The sequence below is a fragment of the Parapedobacter sp. SGR-10 genome (assembly GCF_011030405.1).
In the GTDB taxonomy this organism is placed as follows: Bacteria; Bacteroidota; Bacteroidia; order Sphingobacteriales; family Sphingobacteriaceae; genus Sphingobacterium.
This window is the reverse complement of the sequence record NZ_JAAJTJ010000007.1, coordinates 1-23,824: the sequence shown is the minus strand read 5'-3', so window position 1 is coordinate 23,824 and position 23,824 is coordinate 1. Positions and strand designations below refer to the sequence as shown.

Annotated in this window: 15 protein-coding genes; 8 read left to right on the top strand and 7 right to left on the bottom strand. The window is 42.3% G+C overall.

Annotated features, from left to right (window positions below):
* Nucleotides 1-196: 196 nt before the first annotated feature.
* From G5B00_RS07475 to G5B00_RS07465, 3 genes are all read left to right on the top strand, one after another.
* Nucleotides 197-1,360: a pyridoxal phosphate-dependent aminotransferase gene (locus tag G5B00_RS07475; protein WP_163872881.1), complete on the top strand. Its 1,164-nt coding sequence runs from the start codon at nucleotides 197-199 to the stop codon at nucleotides 1,358-1,360.
* 35 nt (nucleotides 1,361-1,395) lie between these two features.
* The gene (locus tag G5B00_RS07470) at nucleotides 1,396-2,235 is read left to right on the top strand and encodes a prephenate dehydrogenase (protein ID WP_163872877.1); all 840 of its coding nucleotides are present in this window, start codon (nucleotides 1,396-1,398) and stop codon (nucleotides 2,233-2,235) included.
* Between the two features lie 66 nt (nucleotides 2,236-2,301).
* Nucleotides 2,302-3,411: an MBL fold metallo-hydrolase gene (locus G5B00_RS07465; protein ID WP_240894419.1), complete on the top strand. Its 1,110-nt coding sequence runs from the start codon at nucleotides 2,302-2,304 to the stop codon at nucleotides 3,409-3,411.
* Here the strand turns inward: G5B00_RS07465 and G5B00_RS07460 are convergent.
* Nucleotides 3,379-4,257, bottom strand: a complete 879-nt coding sequence (locus G5B00_RS07460) for a hypothetical protein (RefSeq protein ID WP_163872875.1) — start codon at nucleotides 4,255-4,257, stop codon at nucleotides 3,379-3,381. The two genes, G5B00_RS07465 and G5B00_RS07460, sit on opposite strands and share 33 nt — an antisense overlap.
* Before the next feature lie 351 nt (nucleotides 4,258-4,608).
* On the opposite strand from G5B00_RS07460, the gene G5B00_RS07455 reads away from it, so the two are divergent.
* From G5B00_RS07455 to G5B00_RS07445, 3 genes are all read left to right on the top strand, one after another.
* A complete protein-coding gene (locus tag G5B00_RS07455; protein ID WP_163872873.1) occupies nucleotides 4,609-5,784 on the top strand; it encodes a deoxyribodipyrimidine photo-lyase in 1,176 nt (391 codons plus the stop codon).
* 66 nt (nucleotides 5,785-5,850) lie between these two features.
* The gene (locus G5B00_RS07450) at nucleotides 5,851-7,731 is read left to right on the top strand and encodes an LTA synthase family protein (protein WP_163872870.1); all 1,881 of its coding nucleotides are present in this window, start codon (nucleotides 5,851-5,853) and stop codon (nucleotides 7,729-7,731) included.
* A 177-nt stretch (nucleotides 7,732-7,908) separates the two neighbouring features.
* A complete protein-coding gene (locus G5B00_RS07445; protein WP_163872867.1) occupies nucleotides 7,909-9,864 on the top strand; it encodes an LTA synthase family protein in 1,956 nt (651 codons plus the stop codon).
* Between the two features lie 252 nt (nucleotides 9,865-10,116).
* Here G5B00_RS07445 and G5B00_RS07440 read toward each other — a convergent pair whose 3' ends face one another.
* The 5 genes from G5B00_RS07440 to G5B00_RS07420 all read right to left on the bottom strand — a co-directional run bounded on the left by G5B00_RS07440 (nucleotide 10,117) and on the right by G5B00_RS07420 (nucleotide 17,726).
* Nucleotides 10,117-11,331: a hypothetical protein gene (locus G5B00_RS07440; protein ID WP_163872864.1), complete on the bottom strand. Its 1,215-nt coding sequence runs from the start codon at nucleotides 11,329-11,331 to the stop codon at nucleotides 10,117-10,119.
* 12 nt (nucleotides 11,332-11,343) lie between these two features.
* Nucleotides 11,344-13,059 carry an ArnT family glycosyltransferase gene (locus G5B00_RS07435; RefSeq protein WP_163872861.1) on the bottom strand — a complete coding sequence of 572 codons (1,716 nt, stop codon included), beginning with the start codon at nucleotides 13,057-13,059 and terminating at the stop codon, nucleotides 11,344-11,346.
* 6 nt (nucleotides 13,060-13,065) lie between these two features.
* Complete coding sequence (locus G5B00_RS07430; protein ID WP_205966342.1) at nucleotides 13,066-13,470, bottom strand: GtrA family protein; 405 nt, start codon at nucleotides 13,468-13,470, stop codon at nucleotides 13,066-13,068.
* 208 nt (nucleotides 13,471-13,678) lie between these two features.
* Entirely contained in the window at nucleotides 13,679-14,923 is a 1,245-nt protein-coding gene (gene odhB / locus G5B00_RS07425) for a 2-oxoglutarate dehydrogenase complex dihydrolipoyllysine-residue succinyltransferase (protein ID WP_163872858.1), read from the bottom strand.
* 67 nt (nucleotides 14,924-14,990) lie between these two features.
* Nucleotides 14,991-17,726 (bottom strand): 2-oxoglutarate dehydrogenase E1 component, encoded by a 2,736-nt coding sequence (locus tag G5B00_RS07420; RefSeq protein WP_163872855.1) that lies wholly within the window; start codon nucleotides 17,724-17,726, stop codon nucleotides 14,991-14,993.
* Nucleotides 17,727-18,002: 276 nt separating this feature from the next.
* Between G5B00_RS07420 and smc the strand changes: the two genes are divergently transcribed.
* Nucleotides 18,003-21,545, top strand: a complete 3,543-nt coding sequence (gene smc, locus G5B00_RS07415) for a chromosome segregation protein SMC (RefSeq protein ID WP_163872852.1) — start codon at nucleotides 18,003-18,005, stop codon at nucleotides 21,543-21,545.
* Nucleotides 21,546-21,588: 43 nt separating this feature from the next.
* Here the strand turns inward: smc and G5B00_RS07410 are convergent, their stop codons facing one another.
* Nucleotides 21,589-22,677, bottom strand: coding sequence for a tyrosine-type recombinase/integrase (locus G5B00_RS07410; protein ID WP_163872850.1), 1,089 nt, complete (start codon nucleotides 22,675-22,677; stop codon nucleotides 21,589-21,591).
* A gap of 222 nt (nucleotides 22,678-22,899) precedes the next feature.
* On the opposite strand from G5B00_RS07410, the gene G5B00_RS18325 reads away from it, so the two are divergent.
* Complete coding sequence (locus G5B00_RS18325) at nucleotides 22,900-23,703, top strand: abortive infection family protein (RefSeq protein ID WP_163872847.1); 804 nt, start codon at nucleotides 22,900-22,902, stop codon at nucleotides 23,701-23,703.
* The last annotated feature ends 121 nt before the right edge of the window (nucleotides 23,704-23,824 follow it).

The following is a 23,824-nucleotide window of genomic DNA, read 5'->3' as shown; positions in this document are numbered from 1 at the left end:
TTGAAAAAAGCAGAATTGTTGGATATCCACCGTCCGGAAAGCAAAGTATTACCATCACAAGAATCATAAAAAAGATCATCCTAAAGACTTCCAAAGTCCTTGTTGAATACAGAAAAAAACAAGTGATTGAAATCTTTTGCAAGAATATCCACAAAACCATTTAGATTTTATAAATTTAGTGCCAAATTCAAACATCATGGACATTCAGGTTGCCAAAAGGTTACAACATACGGAAGAATACTACTTTTCGAAAAAGCTGAGGGAGATCGACGAGCTGAACAAAGCTGGCCACAAAATCATCAATCTGGGTATAGGCAGCCCGGACCTCCCACCCCACCCCGATGTCATCAAGGTATTGAGCGAACAAGCAGCCTTGCCCAACACCCATGGATACCAAAGCTACAAGGGTGCTCCGGCGCTCAGACAGGCCATGGCCGATTGGTACCAAAGGTATTATCACGTCACACTCAATCCAAACACAGAAATATTACCGCTCATTGGTTCCAAAGAAGGTATTGTCCATATCTGCATGACCTATCTTCAAGATGGCGATCAGGTACTTGTACCTAATCCCGGTTATCCGGCATATACCAGTGCGGTACGTATCAGCGGGGCAACGATCGTTCCCTACGAACTGAAAGAAGATACACACTGGCTTCCCGATTTGGAAGAAATTGAGAAGTCCGACCTGTCAGCCGTAAAAATGATGTGGATCAACTATCCGCATATGCCCACAGGTGCATTGGGGAATACAACTTTTTTCGAAAGGATCATTGCCTTTGGCAGGAAACATAACATATTGATATGCCATGACAATCCTTACAGTTTTATATTGAATGACCAGCCCCAAAGCCTTCTTTCTGTAGAAGGTGCATTGGATGTGGCTATAGAATTGAATTCCTTAAGTAAATCTTCCAACATGGCCGGATGGCGCATCGGCATGCTGATCGCTAACGAAACACGGATCAATGAAATTCTACGTTTCAAAAGTAACATGGATTCGGGAATGTTTCTCCCCTTACAACTGGCCGCTGCTACCGCACTGAAAGTCGATACATCCTGGTACACACAACTGAACGAGGAGTACCGCAAACGCAGAGAAAAAGTTTTTGAAATTATGGACCTATTGGGATGTACATACAGCAAAGACCAGGTCGGATTATTTGTATGGGCAAAAATTCCTACACATTTCAAGGATAGCTACGAAATCTGCGACAAGGTACTGTACGATTCCCATGTGTTTATCACGCCGGGTGGTATATTCGGTTCGGCAGGCGAACGCTATATCCGCATAAGCTTATGCGCCCCACCTTCGGTTTTTGAAGAAGCAATTGATCGTATTAAGAATACTTTATCTTAACTTTGCGAACAATTAAACATTAGTATCGTAGAAAAATGAATATAGCCATAGTAGGTGTAGGATTGATTGGGGGTTCGGCAGCCATAAAGTTGAGAGAAACCAAACAATACGACAAAATCATCGGTGTTGATAAAAGCGAAGCAAACCGCAAAAAAGCACTCCAGCTTCATTTGGTAGACGAATTTCTGACATTGGATGAAGCGATCGCACAGTGCAAGGTCATTATCCTCACCGTACCCGTGGATGCCATCATGCAGCTTACACCTCATATCCTGGATCGCATCACCGATCATGTAGTCATCGACATGGGATCTACTAAGATCAATATCCTGCAACAGATTGCCGATCACCCAAAACGGGGTCGCTACGTTGCCGCCCACCCTATGGCCGGAACCGAATATTCCGGGCCCGAAGCAGCAATTCCCGATCTTTTCAAGGACAAGAACATGGTTTATGTAGAGGCTTTTAAATCCGATGAAGACGCTTTCGATCTGGCCGATACCATCACCGAACAATTGGAAATGAAGTCTCTCTTCATGAATGCCGAAGAGCACGATATGCATACCGCCTACGTATCCCATATCTCGCATTTGACTTCTTTTGCACTGGCATTGACCGTACTGGAAAAAGAGAAGTCCCAAGGCCGTATTTTTGAATTAGCCGGATCGGGTTTTGAATCTACGGTACGTCTGGCCAAATCATCGCCCGATATGTGGACCCCTATCTTTAAGCAAAACCGCGCAAACGTATTGGAAGTTCTCGAAGAACATATCAAACAGCTACAGAAGCTTCACGACAAAATAAAAGAAGAAGATTACGAAGGGCTACACAAATTGATCAAAAAATCAAATAAGATAAAAAGGATTATTAAGTAATGCTTCGGAAGTCTTTATGACTTTTAGATTAGATAATTTCTACTAGTTTTGAAAATTCAATTCAGTATGAAAAAATTTTTGGTCCGAAGCATGCAAATTCTACTTATCCTCATAGTGCTCTTGATCGTGGGAGGACTTCTATATATGCGTCATGATCGGTTCGGGGCTGTTCCTTCGGGTGAACGTCTAGCCCTTATGGAAAGCAAAGCAAACTATCGCGATGGTGCATTTAACAATATAGAACACACTCCGGATCTGGCCGAAGGTACTTCCTACACCGATGTTTTACGTAGTTTCATAAGCAAAAGAGAAAGAAATTCTCCCAAAAGCTTGATCCCGGTCAAAAAGAACAACCTCCACCACTTGCCCATAGACAGTAATCTATACGTTTGGTTTGGACATTCCTCTTACCTCTTACAATTGGATGGGAAAAAAATTCTCGTTGACCCTGTATTCAGCAAATATGCCACCCCCGTGCGTCTCAGTGTCCGTGCTTTCAATAGCGAGTACAGCTATACGGCTGAAGACATGCCCGAGATTGACATTCTCGTCATCACGCATGACCATTGGGATCATTTGGATTACAATACCTTTATGAAGCTCAAGCACAAAGTCAAACATATCGTAACAGGACTTGGCGTAGGAGCACATCTCGAAAAATGGGGTTACCCAAATGAAAATATAACAGAACTGTATTGGGGAGATTCGACCAGTGTCGCAGGGCTCAAATTCACATCGGCCACTGCAAGGCACTTTTCCGGACGTACCTTCAAGAGAAATACGACCCTATGGTCTTCATTTATCTTGCAAGGCACAAAAAAAATATACATAGGCGGTGATAGTGGCTATGGCAAACACTTTAGGGAAATAGGTAATCAATACGGACCTTTTGATTTTGCTATTCTGGAAAACGGACAGTACAACGAAATGTGGAAATACATACACATGATGCCCGAAGAAGTGATCACTGCCTCCAAAGATTTACATGCACAATACGTCATTCCCGTACATTCGGCAAAGTTTCCATTGGCCAACCATGCTTGGGACGAACCTTTGATACGTGTGACCAAAGCTGCCAAGGAAAATCAAGTCAATCTCATTTTACCAGCTATTGGGCAAATCGTCTACATGAACGATATCCCATCAAACACCGAGTGGTGGAAAGGGTTGGAATAGGATAGGCGTAAACTCAAATGAAAACCGAGACTGCCATTTCGAATTGTCGGCAAATTTTCCTTTCGTAATATGGTGAATATACTCATCGTACAAATCTGCGCGCATACCATAAAGAAATTGATTCAATAATTGTACTGCATATTTGTTCGGAACGGAAAATATCCGTTTCATATTATTGATTTTCAAATATTTGGCCTGCTCAACTAACATATCTTTCAATTCCCATAGCTGCGCACCACCAAACTCAATCTCTTCATTCACGAAAGCCTCCTTCCACGGTATCTGCTTTATCCATCGAAAAATATCTTCCAACACAAATGGACAAAACGTACATCTCTCTGTCGGACGAAACAGAAATACATACCTGTTTGCCGATATTTTTGTCAAGAAGCGTCCAAATGACGTATCTGTACCTATAGCTATATCTTTGAGTACGATGGTGTAAGCCACCTGAAGTTCTACAAACAAAGCTTTAATACCTTCCAAGCAGTATTTATCGTACATACGGCCTACATAGATTATCCTGTTGCAACCATTGCGTTGAGACAGCAAAATAAAGTGGCGCAAACACAGTAATTCGTACCGAATGGCTATCGTATCGTCTAAGTCAGGTATCTGTGTAAAATAAAAACTTAAATCCAACGTGTCCAGACGAAAATCCTCATAAGCCTTCCCTCGCCTGATAAGGTCGACATTGGTAATATTGGCTGTGATAGGAATATTCGTTTTGTACGACAGTAAGCGCGTATCACGTGACAGGCCGTACACATGGTAACCGTCGTCCGGAAGGTAGCTTACACTTGCCCTTCCCAAATATGAGTGAAGACCACTAACCAAAACCTCCATATCAAAACACTACTGAATTTGTATCTATATAAACCGTATCTATTCCATTTTGTTTCAGCAACGTTTTGTTTATATTATGTCAATATTGATTCACAATCCCTATAATTGCACGTAAATATGCTATATTTGTTGTATTTACATACACTTTTCATTGTTTAAACATCGATAAATTACCGGGGTGTATAGATTTATCCGGCTATTGGCGGAAGACGATTTCAAAAGAGCAAATACGCAAAAGTTTGTTTTGCAGTATATGCTTTAGATATGTATGGATTGATCAGCGACAAACAAAAAAGTATAAAAGAATTATTGGATATTTCTTAGGAGGGTCTCTAAGTTAAAGACAAATCAATGAGCAAAAAGGTTATTCTGGTATGGTTTAGAAACGATTTAAGGATACATGACAATGAAATATTGTACAATGCCGTCCAGAAGGCTGATTTCATCGTACCGGTATACATCTTTGATACCCGATATTACGAAGTCAACCAACGTGGTTTTCTCAACACGGGACAGTTACGTCGCGAATATACTTTACGGACTGTCATGTCTCTAAAAGAGAAAATCCAGCATTTGGGTGGAGACTTGTTGACCTACGAAGGACTGCCCGAAGAGATTATTCCTCACCTTGTCCAAAAATATGACGTGGACGAGGTGTACCATCACCGGGAAGTTGCCAAACGCGAAACGGACATTTCTGAACGAGTAGAAGAGGCTTTATGGAAGATCAAAATCAACCTTAAGCATTTCATAGGTCACACCCTATACCACAAGGAAGACCTTCCCTTCCCTATTCGCGATATCCCCGAAGATTTCAATACTTTCCGCAAGAAAATAGAAAAAGAAAGCTCTGTCAGAAAGGCCCTACCCGATATTGCACAAATCCATATTCCTCCCCATCTGGAAAAAACGATATTGCCTACGCATGGTAAGACAAAATTTCCATACGATTATGGTGAAAAGGCAGCTTTGGCCGAATTGGAATCCGTTCTCCAAACAGAGGCAGGCCATCAAGACCTTTACGTACGGCTCTCCCCTTATCTGGCCATTGGATCCCTATCGCCTATCCTTACCTATCATTTTCTTTCCGAGCGAATATCTTCGCAGAACAAAAAAAACATCAACCACATCTTAGATGGGCTGTTGCGTAGAGATTATTTTCGGTTCATGTTAAAGAAATTTTCAAATCGATTCTTCATGAATACCGAAACGAGCATTTCAGATCCGGACCTGTTGCAAAAATGGGCGTTGGGACAGACGGAAAATGAAGGTATCAACAAACTCATGCGTACACTCAACGAAACAGGCAATCTCTCCTATAAAGACCGTGAAATACTCGGCTTGCATTTCATTTACGAATATAAGCAAAATTGGTTGGATGGCGCTGCTTGGTTCGAACAACAACTTGTAGACTATGCTCCGGCAACCAACTATGGCTTTTGGGCACACCTCGCCGGACAGGGGACCAGTATAAAGCACAATAAATCTGATAAGGATTGGGAGAAGATAAGATTAACATTCTATTAAAAATCGTTAAAAGATGATGAATTGTGTGTTAATTTAATGTAAATTTGCCCGTTTAATGGAATATGCATGCCCCTCATCGTAAATGAAGCAAAAGCTCTCATACGCTATTTCTTATTTTGGCTAATCATCTGTTTTACAGACAGGTTAGTATTCATATTTTCTTTTTATGAGAAAATAGGGATTTCCAATTGGATAGATGTATTCCGTATTTATTTTCACGGACTTGCTTTGGACTTTTCGACAGCATCCTACATTTGTGCTCTTCCCTTCTTGGTCTATTGCACCTTGAGTTTCTTTAAAAATCCTCCATCCATACGTAAAATCCTTGGTATATATACAGGTATATTACTATTTGTATTCTTTGCGGTTTCCTTTGTCAATATCAATATTTACAGAGAATGGGGAGACAAGATTTCCAAACGAGCCATTGACGCCTTTTGGGCTTCCCCTTCAGGGGCAGTAGCCTCGGCAGAAGCTACACCCGTATTTATTCCTTTGCTCGCTATTGCTTTGGGTGTAGGTGGCGGGTATTATCTGTATCGACAGATGTTTAAAAATGTACACTTGTACAATATCAAGGGGCTCGTACCCAATTTTTCCAAGCTACTGATCGGTGCCTTTATCTTATTCACGTTTATCCGTGGAGGTTACGGACCGGCAACACTCAACCCCAGCAAAGCCTATTTTACAGACCATTCATTTTACAATCATGCTGCTGTCAATACCCATTGGGCATTGTTGAGTGATTATTTTTCGGGCAGCAATCTTTCGAAGAACCCTTATTACTTTTACAAAGAGAAAGAGGAAATACAGCAGATACTACAACCTGTCTTTCAAAATGAACCTGATTCTGCCTTGTGGGTACTCCAAACCAAACGCCCCAATATTGTCCTCGTTATTTTAGAAAGCTTTGTTGGTAATCTGGTCAAATCTTTGGGAGGAGAAGAAGGTGTAACTCCCCAAATGGAAAAACTTATTGCTGACGGCATCCTGTTTGATCAAGTCTATGCGGCCGCAGACCGTTCGGATAAAGGTATCATTGGTACGATGAGTGGCTTCCCGGCACAAGGTCCTGAGAGTATTATCAAACATATCACCAAACATGAAAATATGCCTGCCATAGGTCAGGAATTGGATTCAATTGGTTATTCGACTTCCTTCTACCATGGCGGTCAAAGTGAATTTTATAATTTCAAGTCTTATATGCTGACACATGGTATATCCCGTGTCGTTGATATCAGCAACTTTAGCATACATGCCGAACGTACTTCGTGGGGGGTGTACGACCATTTGGTCTTTCAGAAGATGTTGAAAGATTTAAAAAAAGAACCTACCCCTTTCTTTTCGACAATCTTCACGTTGATCAACCATGAACCTTTTCGGTTGAATGGCACATACAAATTTGGGGATGACACCAATGCGAACAAATTCAGGAGTACAGCCCATTATACAGATTCTATCGTGTACGACTTTATTAGCCAAGCGAAAAATCAACCCTGGTACGAAAACACCCTGTTTATTTTCATTGCAGATCACGGCCATCGGCTTCCAGCCGACAAATGGGATCTGTCCCAACCACAACGGTTTCATATCCCGTTGTTGTTTTATGGCGATGTCATCAAAAAACAATACCGGGGAAAAGTGTTCCACCGCATAGGTGGACAGACCGACTTGGCGCATACGCTACTTCGCCAATTAGACTTGCCGACGAATAGGTATCATTGGAGCAAAGACTTGTTCAATACCACCACAACACCGGTAACTTTTTACAATTCAAAAGACGCCTTTGGCATTATTACGCCCGAACAGGTAGTATCCTTCGACAATGTGGGCAAGTCCCTCAATTATTTGCAGAACAAGGATTTTCCCATGGCAAAGACAGACAGCCTGCTCAATATTGCCAAAGCTTTTTATCAAGGAGTCTATCAGGATTTTTTGAGGTATTAATATTCAACCAACGTCATTGCGAGAATGAATAACGAAGCAATCTAAGGATTTATGGAATTATCCCAGACTCTCATCACACCTTAATGGTTTTAGATTGCTTCACCCCACCGCGCTAAGCCACAGCTTCAGTTCGCAATGACGTCTATTAAAATAACAAAATTTTAATTAATTTGCCGTATGATCAACGATAACACGAAGTCCTGGAAATGTAAAGCAAAAGGTTTTTTAGGTAGCTACTGGGTATTGTTAAGTCAATTTGTAGGCTTACTACTTATCTATGCCGGACTAAGGTATGGATTTTATCTCTTTAACAGGGATATGTTTCCGGCCATCCAAACAGGGGAATTCATCACGATGATGCTAGGCGGTGTTCGGTTTGATCTCGTCGCTTTACTATACCTCAATATATTGTATATCTTGATGGTTATCCTGCCGGTACCCTTCAAATATACACCACTATACCAAAAGATGTCCAAGTATGCCTTTGTCATACCCAATAGCATAGGCATCGCCCTGAACCTGATCGACTTTGCTTATTACCCCTTTACCCTAAAAAGGACAACGAGCACGGTGTTTGGGCAGTTTGCCAATGAGGAGAACAAACTGAGACTGGCAGGGGATTTCTTGCTTGGCTACTGGTACCTGGTACTCCTATTTATCGCCCTTATTTTTATATTGATTAAGCTGTACGACACCTTCGCCGTAGAGAAACCCAGACGGTCGGGCTGGCAACTCTATCTTTTTCAGTTCGTGATGATGTTTGTCGTGGCCTTTTTCTTTATAGGAGGTGTGCGGGGCGATTGGGCGCATAGTACACGACCGATTACATTGAGCAACGCCGGAGATTATGTCAAATCTCCTGAGGAGATGAACATTGTACTCAACACGCCATTTGCCATCATGAAAACCCTGGAAGCAGTGGATCTCAAGGAGGTACATTATTATGATCCGGAAGAACTACAAAAAATCTATCCGGTCATTCACTTGCCCAAGGACAGCCTCCCCTTTCAAAAGCTCAACGTAGTTTTCCTGATTATGGAAAGTTTTGGCAAGGAGAATATCGGTTTCTATAACAAGCATATCGATAATGGTACATACAAGGGCTACACACCTTTCCTTGACTCCCTGATCGGAGAAGCCTACACTTTTCATCGATCGTATGCCAATGGCCGTAAGTCCATTGATGCACTTCCTTCCGTCATTTCGGGCATACCTTCGATCGGAGAGCCTTTTGTATTATCGGTCTATTCAGGCAATAAGACGACCAGTATAGCCAAATTGCTGGGAGACAAAGGTTACGAAACGGCTTTCTTCCACGGGGCACCCAATGGGAGTATGGGCTTTTCGGCGTATATGCAATTGGCCGGGGTCCAACAGTATTTTGGAAAAAACGAGTACAACAACGATAAGGATTTCGATGGGATGTGGGGGATTTGGGATGAGCCATTTATGCAGTTCATGGCAGACAAACTAAACACTTTCAAAGAGCCCTTCTTTGCCAGTTTCTTTTCGCTATCTTCACACCATCCTTTCAAAGTTCCCGAAAAGTACAAGGGAAAGTTTCCAAAGGGGCCTTTACCTTTACACGAACCGACCGGATACGCTGACTACGCTTTAAGGCAGTTTTTTGTCAAAGCATCACAAAGTTCCTGGTACAAAAACACGCTCTTTGTCATCTGTGCAGATCATTCCAGCCAAAGCTATCTACCCGAATACCACACACTCCCCAATCAATTTGCGATCCCCATTATCTTTTATTATCCCGGCGGTAACCTCAAAGGCGTATCGGACAAACTGGTGCAACAAATAGACATTATGCCGACCGTACTAAATTACCTGCATTATGACGAACCTTATTTTTCATTCGGTTTTGATGCTTTGGATACAACCAAGAATAATTTTCTGGTCAACAATATCGGTGGATCATCGTTCAATTTCTTTATGGGAGATTACTTCATGACGTACAATGGCGATGCACCGACCTCTTTGTTCAATCTTCGATCGGATAGTCGGCTGGAAAAGGATTTGTTGCACAAAAATATTCCTGAACAGGACACATTGGTCAAGTACCTGCGAGCCTTTATCCAGCAATACAATTATCGCATGATACACAATGAATTGGTAGCAGAGTAAACAAGGCCCTCTACTATCCGTAGTGTTAAGCGAAGCACACTACGGATGAAGAATAAAAGGGAGTGTCTAAAAAGTCCATCATGCCGTCATTTCGAGGAGGTACGACGAGAAATCTATGGTTAAGCAATTTTTCAACAAGTTGAAAATAAGTTGATTAAAATTCATCCATAGATTTCTCTCTTCGTTCGAAATGACGATTAAATAAATTGCCAGACCCTTTTAGAGACACCCTCATCATGAAAAAAACAGAGCCTACTTACGTAGTTTACCTCCGATATTATACCTCAATATAAACTGCTGCTGATTATCCATTACCCCTTCGGAAAAATGGAACCCAGCCGTAAACCGACCTTCGAGATTTTTGTTCCGCAAAGGCACCCATCCGACATCCAGTCTGTTGTATTGCTTGGATGTATAAAACACATCACCGTAAGGAATGGAGAGGGATTGTCCGGTATAAAAGGTATTCCGCACAAAAAAACGGGAATGCTCTACATACAGTTCACTTATAAACCCCTTAGGCGTCTGCCAGTCGTATACATTCCGTAACCGATCGTAGTTGATGATCCCCCCTACATTGACATTGATGGAATCCAGCCAATTCTTGTCACTTAGATCCATACCTAAATGTAATGAAGCCGCTCCGTTGTCCCGGATATGATCATCGGGATCCGACTGATCCGCCATGACGCCGGCATTGTGCCACAGGGCGGCAAAGTGTTTCACATAAAACAAGGAACCCAAGTGTACATTCCCCGATAGACCGACCATAAACTGCTCCCTATCCACCCTGGTCTGCCGACTGTTCCAATCGATCCAAAGTTGTTGATGGAAATTCTCGTTGCTATACCTGACAAGCATACCTTCGATATTGGGTTGGTAATAACCGATCGTATCACTCAATATAGCTTTCGGGTATTCGTCGAGATATTCATGCCTGGGAAACATACCGATCTTGAAATCAAAACCTTTGTCCATGTAGTTGTAATAAGCTACCGGGCGTACAGGTTTCAAGATGTTCTTCGTACCAAACTCATGTAGATACGATACGCCCGCCCGTATACGGTGTACACCATCGACCAACAGTCCGACTTCGGGTGTGATACGGGCTCCAAAAATAGTCTGTGGATATCTATCGGAAGCACCATATTCCCGATTATCGGCAAAACCATGAAAATCCACATTTCCTTCCAATTGTTGCGCAGATACCTGCTGACACAACAAACCCAAGATGAAAAAGACAAGAATTTTAGTACATGATATTTTTTCTAACCACATAGAGACATAGTATTTAATGACCATTCTAAAGCCTGTCTGGCAGGCAGGAATGCCCAAGGGCATTGCAGTAGCTTCATGACTTGTCCGCCTACTGGCGGATAGACTATGGTTGAAAACTTGTTTTCCTACATGTGTTCTTTTTTTTGATGTTGAAGAATCTAAAATCCCTATGCTTCTATGTGGTTTCATTTTAGGATAAGTTTATTTTTGCGAGACATAGACAGGATATTTTTTACTGTTTCGGGGACCGCCAAAGGGCTCGGTACGCAAGGAGAACATCAGAAATCTATCGCCCGTTTCCTCCGGTGCGGTAATACTCAGTTTGATCAACACGCTTTGTTTTGATGGAACCCTAAGATAATGATAATCTTCCTTAAATTCAAAAAATGTGCCTGCATCCCAGATATATTGGGTATAGCCGTATTCGAAATAAAGTGGCCATTTTTGTCCCTCATTGGCAAATGCGATCTCTTCACCATACGGATTATGGATTTTTAATGTGATTGGGTACTGTTTGCCTGCGACCATTTTTTTCGGAATATCCTCACACGTAATATCAACCTTTTGGTACAATCGCACACTATCTACACGAATAGCGTACCAATCCCCTTTCAGTCGGGTATGTATGGTATCTTGATCAGGGCTTTCGAAAGAGTGTGGACGGACAAAGATTACATCCTTGTGGCGCACACTGTCTTCTATCGGCCAGTAATCGTACTGTGTCTTTCGGTATGAACGGTTATTGTAAGAAAAGGCCGTCAAGGTCTGGTTATAAAAATTATAGGAGGACGGGTCTTGAAAACCATTGTCAAAGATAATATACTTGCCATTGGTATAGGTGCGTAGTTGTTTTGCCAGATCTTTGTGACCCCAAAATGATTTTATGGCAGATATGTTTTGTATAGCCGGAATAGGGAGAATGAGCAGAAAACGTAAGATGAGGATGAGTCCGGCAGTCGTGTACAATAAGCTATAAAACCATCGCGGAACGGATTGTCTGGCAAGGGCAATATACCCGATGATAAACAGCGGTATATAAGCGAGCAATACCCACTGTGCCTGTACATAGCTCTTGAGCGAGGTACTGAAAAAGAAAAGTACAAATCCCCAAAAAATGAATTTCAAAACCCGGACAAAACGATCGGCACTCTTGTGACGGAAAAATTTGTAGTAGACATACCAACCCGTCAATGGCCCGATGACCAACAGAAGATTGCTGATATAGTCCGTGGTAAATGAAATCTGGTAAGCCCTTGCATTGCGTTCAAAGAGGTGATACTGGATTGAAGGGTAATCGTGCTGTACCTGCCAGAGTATATGTGGTAGATAGAGTACTGTACAAATAGCAACAATACACCAAAAAGAACCACGCAGGAGCAATCTCCATTCGGCCAACAATGTAAAAAACAGCAATAAGACACCATGGTATTTACTGTACAGTAGTCCGGCAATTGCAATCGAAAGCCACAGCACTGTAGAAAATCCCACCCTCTCTTCCTGGATATACTTTTTCAAAAAATAGAGATACAGTACCGCAAAAAACAAGAGCGGACTATCCGGCGAATTGATAAAACCGAATACATGAAAAATAGCAAAACTAAAGTATAAGGTGCTGAATAGCCAAATATTATCGGCATACGGTTTGACGATCTGCCAAAGGAAATACACCGCAGCGACATTGGTCAAAATAGTCACGATACGCACACCTATTTCAGCCTGAGACAACCAGCTACCAATCTTGATAAATACAGCGACCATTGGCGGATGGTCGTAATACCCCCAATCCAGAAATTTACTGTACAACCAATAATAGGATTCGTCTACGTGCAATTCCATCAAACAGCCCTGTACCAGATTGATGACAAACCAGAGGACAAGAAAATGCCAGATGGTAAAACGTTTGACAAATTTATTCATGAAAACTTAGGAAGAGGTAAATGTGTACAGATAGTTAAACGAAAAGTTCCATATCGATACGATACCGATTGCTACAAGCTTCGATAGGTAAAAGTTCCATTTCAGCTTTTCGTGAAACAGATAGAGGATGGCATTATTGATAGCCAATCCAATCAAAGCGATAAAAAAGAATTTGGAAAACTCGTTGAATTTGGCCTGTGCATCGACAGTATAGAAAGTCCAAAACCGATTGAGCAGGTAATTGCTGATCGTCGCAACGATGAAACCTAATGAATTGGCAATGTATTTATGGATACGGACTTTTTCCTTGAATAACCACGTAACACTAAAATCCACAACAACACCCGATGCTCCTACGATGGAGAACATAATGAATTTGGTTATCAGTTGAGGGTCTAAGTGTATATCCATTAAAAAGGCTACCTGTTTTGTAGGTAGCCTCAAAGATAAATATAAAATACTTTATAAATCTAATATTACAAAGTATAAGCAGGCTAAAACTTAGTGTTTTTTGATTTTTCTTACGTAAAACTCATATTATATTAGAGCATCTCAAAAAAAGGTCGTCCTTGTTTTAACAAAGACGACCTTTTAAGGATTAGGAATATCTAAGTGTGTTTTACACTTCCAAAAGTAGTCTTGCAGGATCTTCCAACAATTGTTTTACACGTACAAGGAAGCTGACAGACTCGCGGCCATCGATGATACGGTGATCATAAGACAGAGCAATGTACATCATCGGACGGATCACGACCTGACCATTTTCGGCTATCGGGCGCTGCACGATATTGTGCATACCCAATATAGCGGACTGTGGCGCATTGATGATAGGCGTAGACATCATGGAGCCAAATACACCTCCATTGGTAATCGTAAACGTCCCTCCGGTCATTTCTTCAATGGTCAACTTATTGTCGCGTGCTTTTCCTGCTAATTCGACGATAGCCTTTTCGATTTCATACAAAGACATGGATTCTGCATTACGGATTACCGGAACGACCAATCCCTTAGGGGCCGAAACGGCAATGGAAATATCCGCAAAGTCCGAATACACAATTTCATTTTCGTCAATACGGGCATTGACTGCAGGCCATTCTTTCAATGCTGTTGTGACAGCTTTCGTAAAGAAGGACATAAAGCCTAGTCCTACACCATGTTTCTCTTTGAAAACATCTTTGTATTTGCCACGCAAATCCATGATGGGTTGCATATTGACTTCGTTGAACGTAGTCAACATAGCCGTTTCATTCTTGACCGATACCAAACGCTTCGCAATGGTTTTACGCAGTGAGCTCATCTTCTCACGACGCTCGTTGCGTACTCCGCTCACCGCAGGTGTAGCGGCCGGAGCTGTAGTCGCTGCAGGTTTAGCCTCTGCCTTAGGAGCAGCAGCCTGTACCTGAGCCTTTTCGGCATCTTCTTTTGTGATACGGCCATCTTTTCCTGTTCCTTTGATTGTGGATGGATCGATGCCTTTTTCACGCAATATTTTTGCAGCAGCAGGCGAAGCTGTACCGGCAGCATACGATTCTGGTTTTTCGGATGCTTCCTCTTCTTTTGTTGCCGCAGGAGCCGAAGAAGGCTGATCGGCCGGAGCCTCTGCTTTTTTCTCTCCAGCAGCCGGTGCATCACCATCTTCTATAGTACATACCACCGCACCGATTTCCAATGTATCCCCCTCTTGGGCGATGATACGAAGGATACCTGCTTTTTCCGCAGGCAGCTCAAAGGTAGCTTTGTCTGATTCCAGTTCAGCGATGTTTTCATCCATTTCGACGTAGTCGCCGTCTTGTTTTAGCCATTGCGCCAATGTCACTTCTGTGATCGATTCTCCGACGGTAGGGACTTTGATTTCTAAGCTCATATGTGTTTTTCTTTTCAAACCAATGTTATACAAGTAAATATACAACGTTTGGATTTAATTCAGTGTTTTATGCAAATGATTTGTTAACGATTTCTTCTTGTTGTGCTATATGTTTTTTCATATATCCCGTTGCAGGGCTTCCACTTTCACTGCGCGTGATGACATCTGTAAACTCAATGTTCGTTTTTCTGAACTTGCGGCAGTAATATGGCCATGCACCCATATTTTCATTCTCTTCCTGTACCCAGATAAAATCGGTGGCTTTATTGTATTTTTTACGGATAGCCTCCAATTGTTGTACAGGAGCCGGATATAACTGTTCGATACGGATGATCGCTACATCTTTGCGCTTATCGGCCTGTTGTTTTTCCAATAGATCGTAATACACCTTTCCTGAACAGAACAACACGCGTTTGACCGAAGCAGCTTTGACTGTGCTGTCATCAATGATCTCCTGGAATGAAACTTTGGTAAAGTCTGCCAATGTCGAAACAACCTTCGGATGACGCAGCAAACTTTTCGGTGTGAACACAACCAATGGCTTACGAAAATCACGTACCAATTGACGACGCAACAGGTGGAAGTAATTGGCTGGTGTCGTACAGTTAGCCACGATCATATTGTCATTGGCACATAGTTCCAGAAAGCGCTCGATACGACCCGAAGAATGTTCTGGCCCCTGCCCTTCCATACCATGCGGTAGCATCATGATCAAGCCGTTAGAGCGTTTCCATTTGGTCTCTGCACTGCTGAGGTATTGATCCACAACGATCTGCGCACCATTGTAAAAATCACCAAATTGGGCTTCCCATACTGTCAGGCATTGCGGATTGGCCGACGCATAACCGTATTCGAAACCAAGTACTGCATATTCGGACAGCAAAGAGTTGTATATATTGAAGCGCTCTCCACCATTCACCTGGCTAAGCGGCACATATTTCTCTTCTGAATCTTCTAGGGTCAATACCGCATGACGGTGAGAGAAGGTCCCCCGCTGTACATCCTGACCGGATATACGGACACGTTTGCCTTCGTTCAACAAGGTCGCGTAGGCCATCAATTCGCCCATGGCCCAATCGTACGAGTCCTTATCAATCATCGCAGCCCGATCTTCAAAAAGCTTCGATATTTTGCGGAAGAACTTTTTGTCTTTTGGCAATGTGGTGATCTGCTTCGCCAGCTCCAAGAAAATATCTGCCGATACAGCCGTATCCACATCTTTGAATATTTCTATTTTTTTAGCCGGATGCAAGCCTTTCCATGCCCCGCCAAACATAGGCACTTCGTCCTCTATACTCTCTGTAGCTTTGGAAGCATCCAGTTGAGTCTGTAGATAATCGCGAAATTCCTTTTCCACCTCTTTGGCATAGGCCGTATCGATGGAACCTTCTTCAATCAGTTTCTTGGCGTAAACTTCTTTTGGATTGGCGTGCTTTTCAATCGCTTTGTATAGCAAAGGCTGTGTAAATTTCGGTTCATCAGCCTCATTGTGTCCAAATCGACGATAGCACAGTAAATCAATGAAAACATCGGTTTTGTATTTTTGACGGTACTCTACGGCAAGATTGATCGCATACACCACCGCCTCGGCATCATCTCCATTGACATGGAATACCGGAGAAGAGGTAATTTTGGCCACATCCGTACAATACGTACCCGAACGGGCATCTTTATAGTTGGTCGTAAAACCGACCTGGTTATTGATGACGATATGGATCGTCCCCCCTGTCTTGTAACCATCCAATTTGGACATCTGGGTCACTTCATACACGACTCCCTGTCCAGCAATAGCTGCATCACCGTGAATCAGGATCGGTGCGATCTTGGAAGAGTCGCCATCGTATTTCATGTCGATCTTCGAGCGAACCATACCTTCCACGATAGGATCTACTGTCTCCAGGTGAGAAGGGTTCGGAGCAAGGGACAAGTGTACATTCTTGCCGGAATCTGTAGTGATATCTGACGAATATCCCAAGTGATATTTGACGTCTCCACCAAACTGCAATTCAGGATCCTCTTCTTTATACATCTTACCTTCAAACTCGGACAAGATCGTCTTGTATGGTTTGCCCATGATATTGGCCAACACATTCAAACGTCCACGGTGAGCCATACCGATCATGAATTCCTGTATACCAAGTTCGGCACCCTTTTCCATGACCGAATCCAACGCCGGAATCAAGCTTTCGGCGCCTTCCAGGGAGAAACGTTTTTGACCCAGGAATTTTGTACCTAGGAAGTTTTCAAATACCACGGCACGGTTGATCTTTTGCAGGATACGTTTCTTTTGTTCGACGTTGTAGTTAGGTTTATTACGATCCGCTTCCATACGATCCTGCAACCACTTAATTTTCTCTGGATTGCGAATGTACTTAAATTCAGCACCGATAGAACGGCAGTATGTATCTTCGATCAATTGACGGATATCGCGCAATTTGGCTGGCCCCAATCCTATTTCTACACCGGCATTGAACACGGTGTCCATATCAGCTTCGGAAAGACCAAAAGTTTCGAGCTCTTTTCCGGGATAATATTTGCGACGTTCACGCACAGGGTTGGTGAGCGTAAACAAATGACCACGGTCTCTGTAGCCGTGGATCATATTCAAAACATTGATTTCTTTTAGTGCATGTTCAGAAACATTTTCGGTATCCAGGGGAGCCCCGTTGCTTTGTCCGAAATCGAATCCCTCAAAGAATTTCTGCCATCCAAAATCAACGGAGTTAGGATCGGCCTTGTACGCTTGATATAAGCCGTCGACGTAGCTCGAATCGGCGTTACTCAAATATGTCAGATTGTCCATTTAAATGTAGTGTATACTAGTATTATAAAGAGTTCGCCAAAGTTAGGAATAATAATATTGAATTTTAAATAATTATCGCTTAAAAAACCACAAAAACAAAGTTATTTAGTGGATAGTGGGCAGTGGACAGAGGACAGTTGACAGGTATCCGGCAACTCGCATCCCCAACCCCGCACCTCACAGCACTGTGGAAATCTTCCAAAATGTGCAAAACCTGTTTTTTCATTCTTTACAATAATCTATAATTTCGTCAGTTGATAATTTACGAATATCTGTATGGAGTTAACTAAACTTGAAATCAAAGGCTTCAAAAGTTTTGGCGACAAAATCACCATCAACTTCAACGAAGGTGTGACCGCCATCGTCGGGCCAAATGGTTGCGGGAAATCCAATGTTGTGGATGCAATACGTTGGGTATTGGGCGAGCAAAGTACCAAGACCCTACGTTCTGAAAAGATGGAAAACATCATTTTCAACGGCACAAAAAACCGCAAACCGGCGAACCTCGCAGAGGTATCCTTGACTTTTGACAACAACAAAAACATTCTCCCCACAGAATTCACGACAGTGACCGTGACACGCAAACTCTATCGCAATGGTGAAAGCGAGTACCGGCTCAATGATGTCAAATGTCGTCTGAAAGATATTACCGACTTGTTTTTAGACACAGGTATCGGCACAGACACCTATTCCATCATCGAGTTGAAGATGATCGACGAAATCATCGCCAATAAGGACAATTCCAGACGCAACCTCTTCGAAGAAGTCGCCGGAATTTCCAAATACAAGGTTCGTAAAAAACAGACATTAAGCAAGCTAAAAGATACCGAAAGTGATTTGGAACGTGTAGACGACCTCCTCTACGAAATCACCAAAAATCTCAAGTCCCTTGAAAACCAAGCGAAAAAAGCAGACAAGTATTTCAAACTCAAAGAAGAATACAAAGAGGCCAGTATAGGATTGGCTTACTACCGTATCGACAATTTCAGCACCGATCTGCAATCGCTTGGTGAAAAAGAAAAAGACCTGCAAGGCAAGATGTCGGAAACATTGGTACAGATCGACACTAAGGAGCAGCAACTTCGTAAGGATCGGGAAGATATTCTGGCCAAGGAGAAAAACCTCAGCGCCCAACAAAAGGCCACCAACGAATATGTCAATAAAGTTCGCACATACGAATCGGAAAAGAAAATAAAAAACGAGCGTCTTCATCATTTGCAGGAACGGCAATCGCGTATCCTTACCGAACTCAATCTGGACAAGCAACAATTGACACATGTAGATTCCACGCTCAAAAGATTGCATGAGGAACTGTATGAAGAACAGGCCAAATTGGAAATTTTTCAGACCGACATCCACAAGCAGAAAGAAGAAGTCGAGGAATTGAGAGCCCAACAGCTCAGTGCAAAAAACAAGCTGGACACTGCAAATCGGGAAAACAACGAGTACCAAAACCGTATCTACAAGACAGAAAAAGATATTGCTGTCCTAAACATCCAAAAAGAAGCCTTGGAACATGAGGCACAACGCAATATCCACGACACCTCATCCAAAGTGGAAGAGCTGACACAGTTCAACACCGTCGTTGAGGAATTGCAGGAAAAACTATCTGTCCAGGAAGAGCAATATCAACAAGCTTTGGCTGCCGAAAACGCATTGATAGCCCAGATACAGTCTACCGAAAACCGCCTGAGCCAAATCCAACAGGAATTGAACAAAGAGCTACGCCTCGTGGACGCTAAGCAAAACGAATACAACCTGACCAAATCCCTCGTGGACAACCTGGAAGGCTTCCCCGAATCCATCAAATTTCTGCGAAAGAATGCAGGTTGGCAAAAGCAGTATCCGTTGTTTTCAGACATTTTATTTTGCGAGGAAGAATATCGGATTGCCATTGAGAATTATCTGGAATCTGTCATGAATCACTATGTGGTCGACACGACGGAAGATGCGATACAGGCCATCAACCTACTCAGTGATGCCTCACGAGGACGAGCAAACTTCTTTGTCCTGGACGGGGTAAGCAAACCCAAGAATAAAGGAACTGATCCGGCACACGAGCAACTGATACCAGCCATGCAAGTCATCAAGGTAGAAGACAAGTACAAAGACCTATGCCTGCAATTGCTGCAAAACGTTTACCTTCTCCGCTCCAACGACCCGAAGTCTATAGAAACAGTCTTGCCGGATCCGAATGTGGTGATATTACATCACGAAGGGAAATTCAGCCGACATAAACTGGGATTAAGCGGTGGATCCGTAGGTCTTTTCGAAGGAAAACGTATCGGTCGTGCCAAAAACCTCGAAAATCTGGCCAAGGAAATCAAAGCCCTTAATCAGCACATAGCAGATCTGCAAGCTACGGAAAACGAGCAAGCAGGTCTCTTGGTTTCTTTGAAGTCCCAATCCCAAAAGGAAATTATCGACGAACTACGTATCCAATTGAACAGGGTACAGAACGAATGGACTTCCGTCAAGACAAAGCAGGAACAATACCAGGCCTTTATCTCTTCCAGCCAAAACAGAAAGCAAGATATCGAACAAAAGCTTGCGGCTATTGATCAGGAGCTGACCAAAGCCGAGCCGGAACTGAAAATACTAAAGGCAGAAAGTGAAGAACGGCAAAAACAACTGGCCGACCTGCAAACCTCATTTCAGGATCTCAGTGATCTGCTATCCGAACGTTCGAACGCCTTCAACCAGGAAAATATCCGTCTGCATCAACAGCAGAATAAGGTATCCGGAGTACAAAAAGACCTGGAATACCGGGAGAGCCAAAAGGAAGCCCTAGAAACCCGTATAAACAAAAATGCTACCGACCTGGAACTGATCAAAACCGACATGCAGGAAGCTTTGACCTTTACCGATACCAACGACGAAGATCTCAAAGAACTGTATGCACAAAAGGAATCGTTGGAAAATGCCCTGCGGGAAATGGAGGAGGACTTCTATGCCTCGCGCAAAGCCATAAACGACCTCGAAGAAGAGATTGCTTCCCGGCGCAAGACAAAAGATCAACTCGACTTTCTAATCACCGAAATAAAGGACAAGAAAACAGCATTGCAAATAGACTTGAACAGTTTGAAAGAACGCCTATCCGTAGAGTTCAATATTGACATCAAGGAGCTGTTGGAAGGGGAAATGCCTGACATCGAACAGACCGCCGAAGAACTGGGTTCACTATGTACGCGTTTGAAAAAACAACTGGATGACTTCGGTACAATCAACCCGATGGCCAAAGAAGCCTACGACGAGATTACGGAACGTTATAATTTCATTTCCAAAGAGAAAAACGATTTATTGGAAGCCAAATCCTCGCTGATGGCCACTATCCAGGAAATCGACGACACCGCCAACGAAAAATTCTTGAACGCCTTTACAGCTGTACGCGAAAATTTTATCAAGGTTTTCCGATCGCTATTCAATGCCGAAGACAGTTGTGACCTTGTGCTGAGCAACCCCGATAACCCTCTGGAATCCGATATCGATATCATCGCCAAACCGAAAGGCAAACGACCTTTGTCCATCAACCAACTTTCGGGCGGAGAAAAGACCTTGACATCCACAGCTCTGCTCTTTTCCTTATACCTGCTGAAACCAGCACCATTCTGTATATTCGACGAAGTGGATGCTCCACTGGATGACACCAATATCGACAAATTCAACAATATCATACGCGAATTCTCACAACAATCCCAGTTTATCGTCGTCTCGCACAATAAACGCACGATTGCCAGTACGGACATTATCTACGGTGTGACTATGGTCGAGCAGGGTATCTCCCGGGTAGTACCTGTGGATATGCGGGATGTGGCTTAGTTTTACTTTACCATATCAAAATGGCGGATATTTTCTGAATATTTTATAGATTATCCAAGGGGCTTGTTATCTTTCGTTTTTTAGAATCGGTCAAGTGTGTATAGACCATCGTGGTCTTGATATTTGAATGTCCCAACAAATCCTGTACGAACCTGATGTCCGTACCCTGCTCGACCAAATGCGTGGCATACGAATGGCGCAGGCTGTGTACTCCTACCCTTTTGTTGATTTTCGCTTTCTGCATTGCCTTTTTGAATACGACCTGTACGCTCCTAACGGAATATTGTCCTCCGCGCTGTCCCTCGAACAGGTATTCCTTGGGACGATATTGCAGGTAATATGCTCGCAATAGCTCCAGGATCGACTCTGGAAGTACGACATAACGATCTTTTTTCCCTTTGGAATGGCTAATCAGTACCTGCATCCTATTGCTATCGATGTCAGTAATTTTGAGGTTGACGATTTCGCTTACCCTTAACCCCATTCCATAACATAACTTGAGCAGAAGCTGATGTTTGATGTTGTTTTCGAGAGTGGCAAACATTTTCTTGATATCGCCGGCAGATAACACTTTGGGCAGAAGACTCGGTTTCTTGGGACGAGGTATTTCTATAAAAAAACGATCTCTGAACAACACTTGCTCAAAGTAAAATTTGATGGCATTGATACGGCTGTGGATCAGGTTTTCGGATAGTTTGAGCGTATCGATACAATAGAGGATATACGCACGGACCCTTTCGGGTGTAAGTTCGTCGACGGGATGGCTTTTGAGGATCTTGAGCAGTTGGGCAAACTCGGCACAATATGTCCGAATCGTATTTTGGCTGTATGCTTTGAGTTTCAATTGTTGGATATAGCGCTCGAAGGCGGGGCGGTTTATCTCATGTATGTGTGACAGGAGCGCTGTCCCGATATATTTGGCTTCGAGCCTGAACATTTCCCTGTACATCGAATTATCTGGCACATACCATTTTTTATTGGAGTTGCTCCATTTGGCTTTGGTATGTTTTCGGAGATTTGCGATCAGTTTGTTGTCATACGGAAACGTGATCCAGATGATTTCCTTTCCGTGATGGTTTCCCAATTCAAAAGAATATGCGGATATATTCAATTCTATGGATAATGCCTCCATACGATATTCGTTTTTTGTATTGTTAAAAAACAAATATCTACAAAATATTGATAAAAACAATACGAAATACGAAAAGCATGATATTGATATATATAACTAAATATAAATTAGTTACCGTTTACATAGGTAGATATTGTTTATTTAAGTTGATTAATATATATTTGCGTATATAATAATGTTATAGGCAACCAATCCTGAAAGCTCACATAAGAAACATACAAGGTGAAAATATCAAATAAAGTAACAGAACAACTCGGAAAAATCATTGCAGGAGATATAGGCTCTGCTCCATATTTGTCAGGACCGAAACTTGTGACATTTTATAACGAATGTGGTTTTGATGACGTTTATGAAAACGGATTTCCTTCACGTTGGGTCTATTCAAAAGAAAAAATTGTCGAAAGTAATGGGACACCTCGTTTAAAATTAATCCTTGAAGAATTTGTAGACCCAAGACGATTTGGAGGAGATGAAAAGACATTAGGCAAAGTTGTCGAAGAAATTAATCAACTAATAAAGTATGACGGTTTTGCTTTAATCAAAAAAGCAAACATTTACAAAATTGCAGATACGCAAGGAAATTTTATTGAACCTGAAACAATTTCAACAATCGGACACGAATTTGTAAGCGAACAAATTGAAAAATGTCAACAAAAAATTTCGACTGACGATTTTAACGGAGCCATTACAAATGCAAGAACACTTTGTGAAGCTGTCTTGATACATATCATAGAAACAATAGAAAATGTTGAAATCAAAAATGATGGAAACATTACAAACTTATGGACAAGAGCCAAAAAAGCACTTAAAATCGACATAAAAAAGGATGAAATTCCCGATTTTGTTTTTCAAATATTATCAGGTCTTGATACAACAATAAATGGACTTGCTGGACTAAGTAACAATGCAGGCGACAGACATGCTAACAAGTTTAAAACAAAACGACATCACGCAAAACTTGCTGTTAATTCTGTAATGACTTTATGTGACTTTTTAATTGACGTATTAAATCAAAAACAGAAATAATAAACTTGGCTGCCTATAACATGGTATTGCCAAAAGCGGGGCTAAAGTGCAAAAATTAAACTTTGTGCTTCTATCTCCGCCAAAAACGAATTTTATTCGTTTTTTATTTTTAAATTTAACT

Coding starts and splice junctions, on each gene's coding strand:
- G5B00_RS07475 (WP_163872881.1), top strand. CDS start 197: ATGGACATTCAGGTTGCCAAAAGGTTACAACATACGGAAGAATACTAC.
- G5B00_RS07470 (WP_163872877.1), top strand. CDS start 1,396: ATGAATATAGCCATAGTAGGTGTAGGATTGATTGGGGGTTCGGCAGCC.
- G5B00_RS07465 (WP_240894419.1), top strand. CDS start 2,302: ATGAAAAAATTTTTGGTCCGAAGCATGCAAATTCTACTTATCCTCATA.
- G5B00_RS07460 (WP_163872875.1), bottom strand. CDS start 4,257: ATGGAGGTTTTGGTTAGTGGTCTTCACTCATATTTGGGAAGGGCAAGT.
- G5B00_RS07455 (WP_163872873.1), top strand. CDS start 4,609: ATGAGCAAAAAGGTTATTCTGGTATGGTTTAGAAACGATTTAAGGATA.
- G5B00_RS07450 (WP_163872870.1), top strand. CDS start 5,851: ATGCCCCTCATCGTAAATGAAGCAAAAGCTCTCATACGCTATTTCTTA.
- G5B00_RS07445 (WP_163872867.1), top strand. CDS start 7,909: ATGATCAACGATAACACGAAGTCCTGGAAATGTAAAGCAAAAGGTTTT.
- G5B00_RS07440 (WP_163872864.1), bottom strand. CDS start 11,331: ATGAAACCACATAGAAGCATAGGGATTTTAGATTCTTCAACATCAAAA.
- G5B00_RS07435 (WP_163872861.1), bottom strand. CDS start 13,059: ATGAATAAATTTGTCAAACGTTTTACCATCTGGCATTTTCTTGTCCTC.
- G5B00_RS07430 (WP_205966342.1), bottom strand. CDS start 13,470: ATGGATATACACTTAGACCCTCAACTGATAACCAAATTCATTATGTTC.
- odhB (WP_163872858.1), bottom strand. CDS start 14,923: ATGAGCTTAGAAATCAAAGTCCCTACCGTCGGAGAATCGATCACAGAA.
- G5B00_RS07420 (WP_163872855.1), bottom strand. CDS start 17,726: ATGGACAATCTGACATATTTGAGTAACGCCGATTCGAGCTACGTCGAC.
- smc (WP_163872852.1), top strand. CDS start 18,003: ATGGAGTTAACTAAACTTGAAATCAAAGGCTTCAAAAGTTTTGGCGAC.
- G5B00_RS07410 (WP_163872850.1), bottom strand. CDS start 22,677: ATGGAGGCATTATCCATAGAATTGAATATATCCGCATATTCTTTTGAA.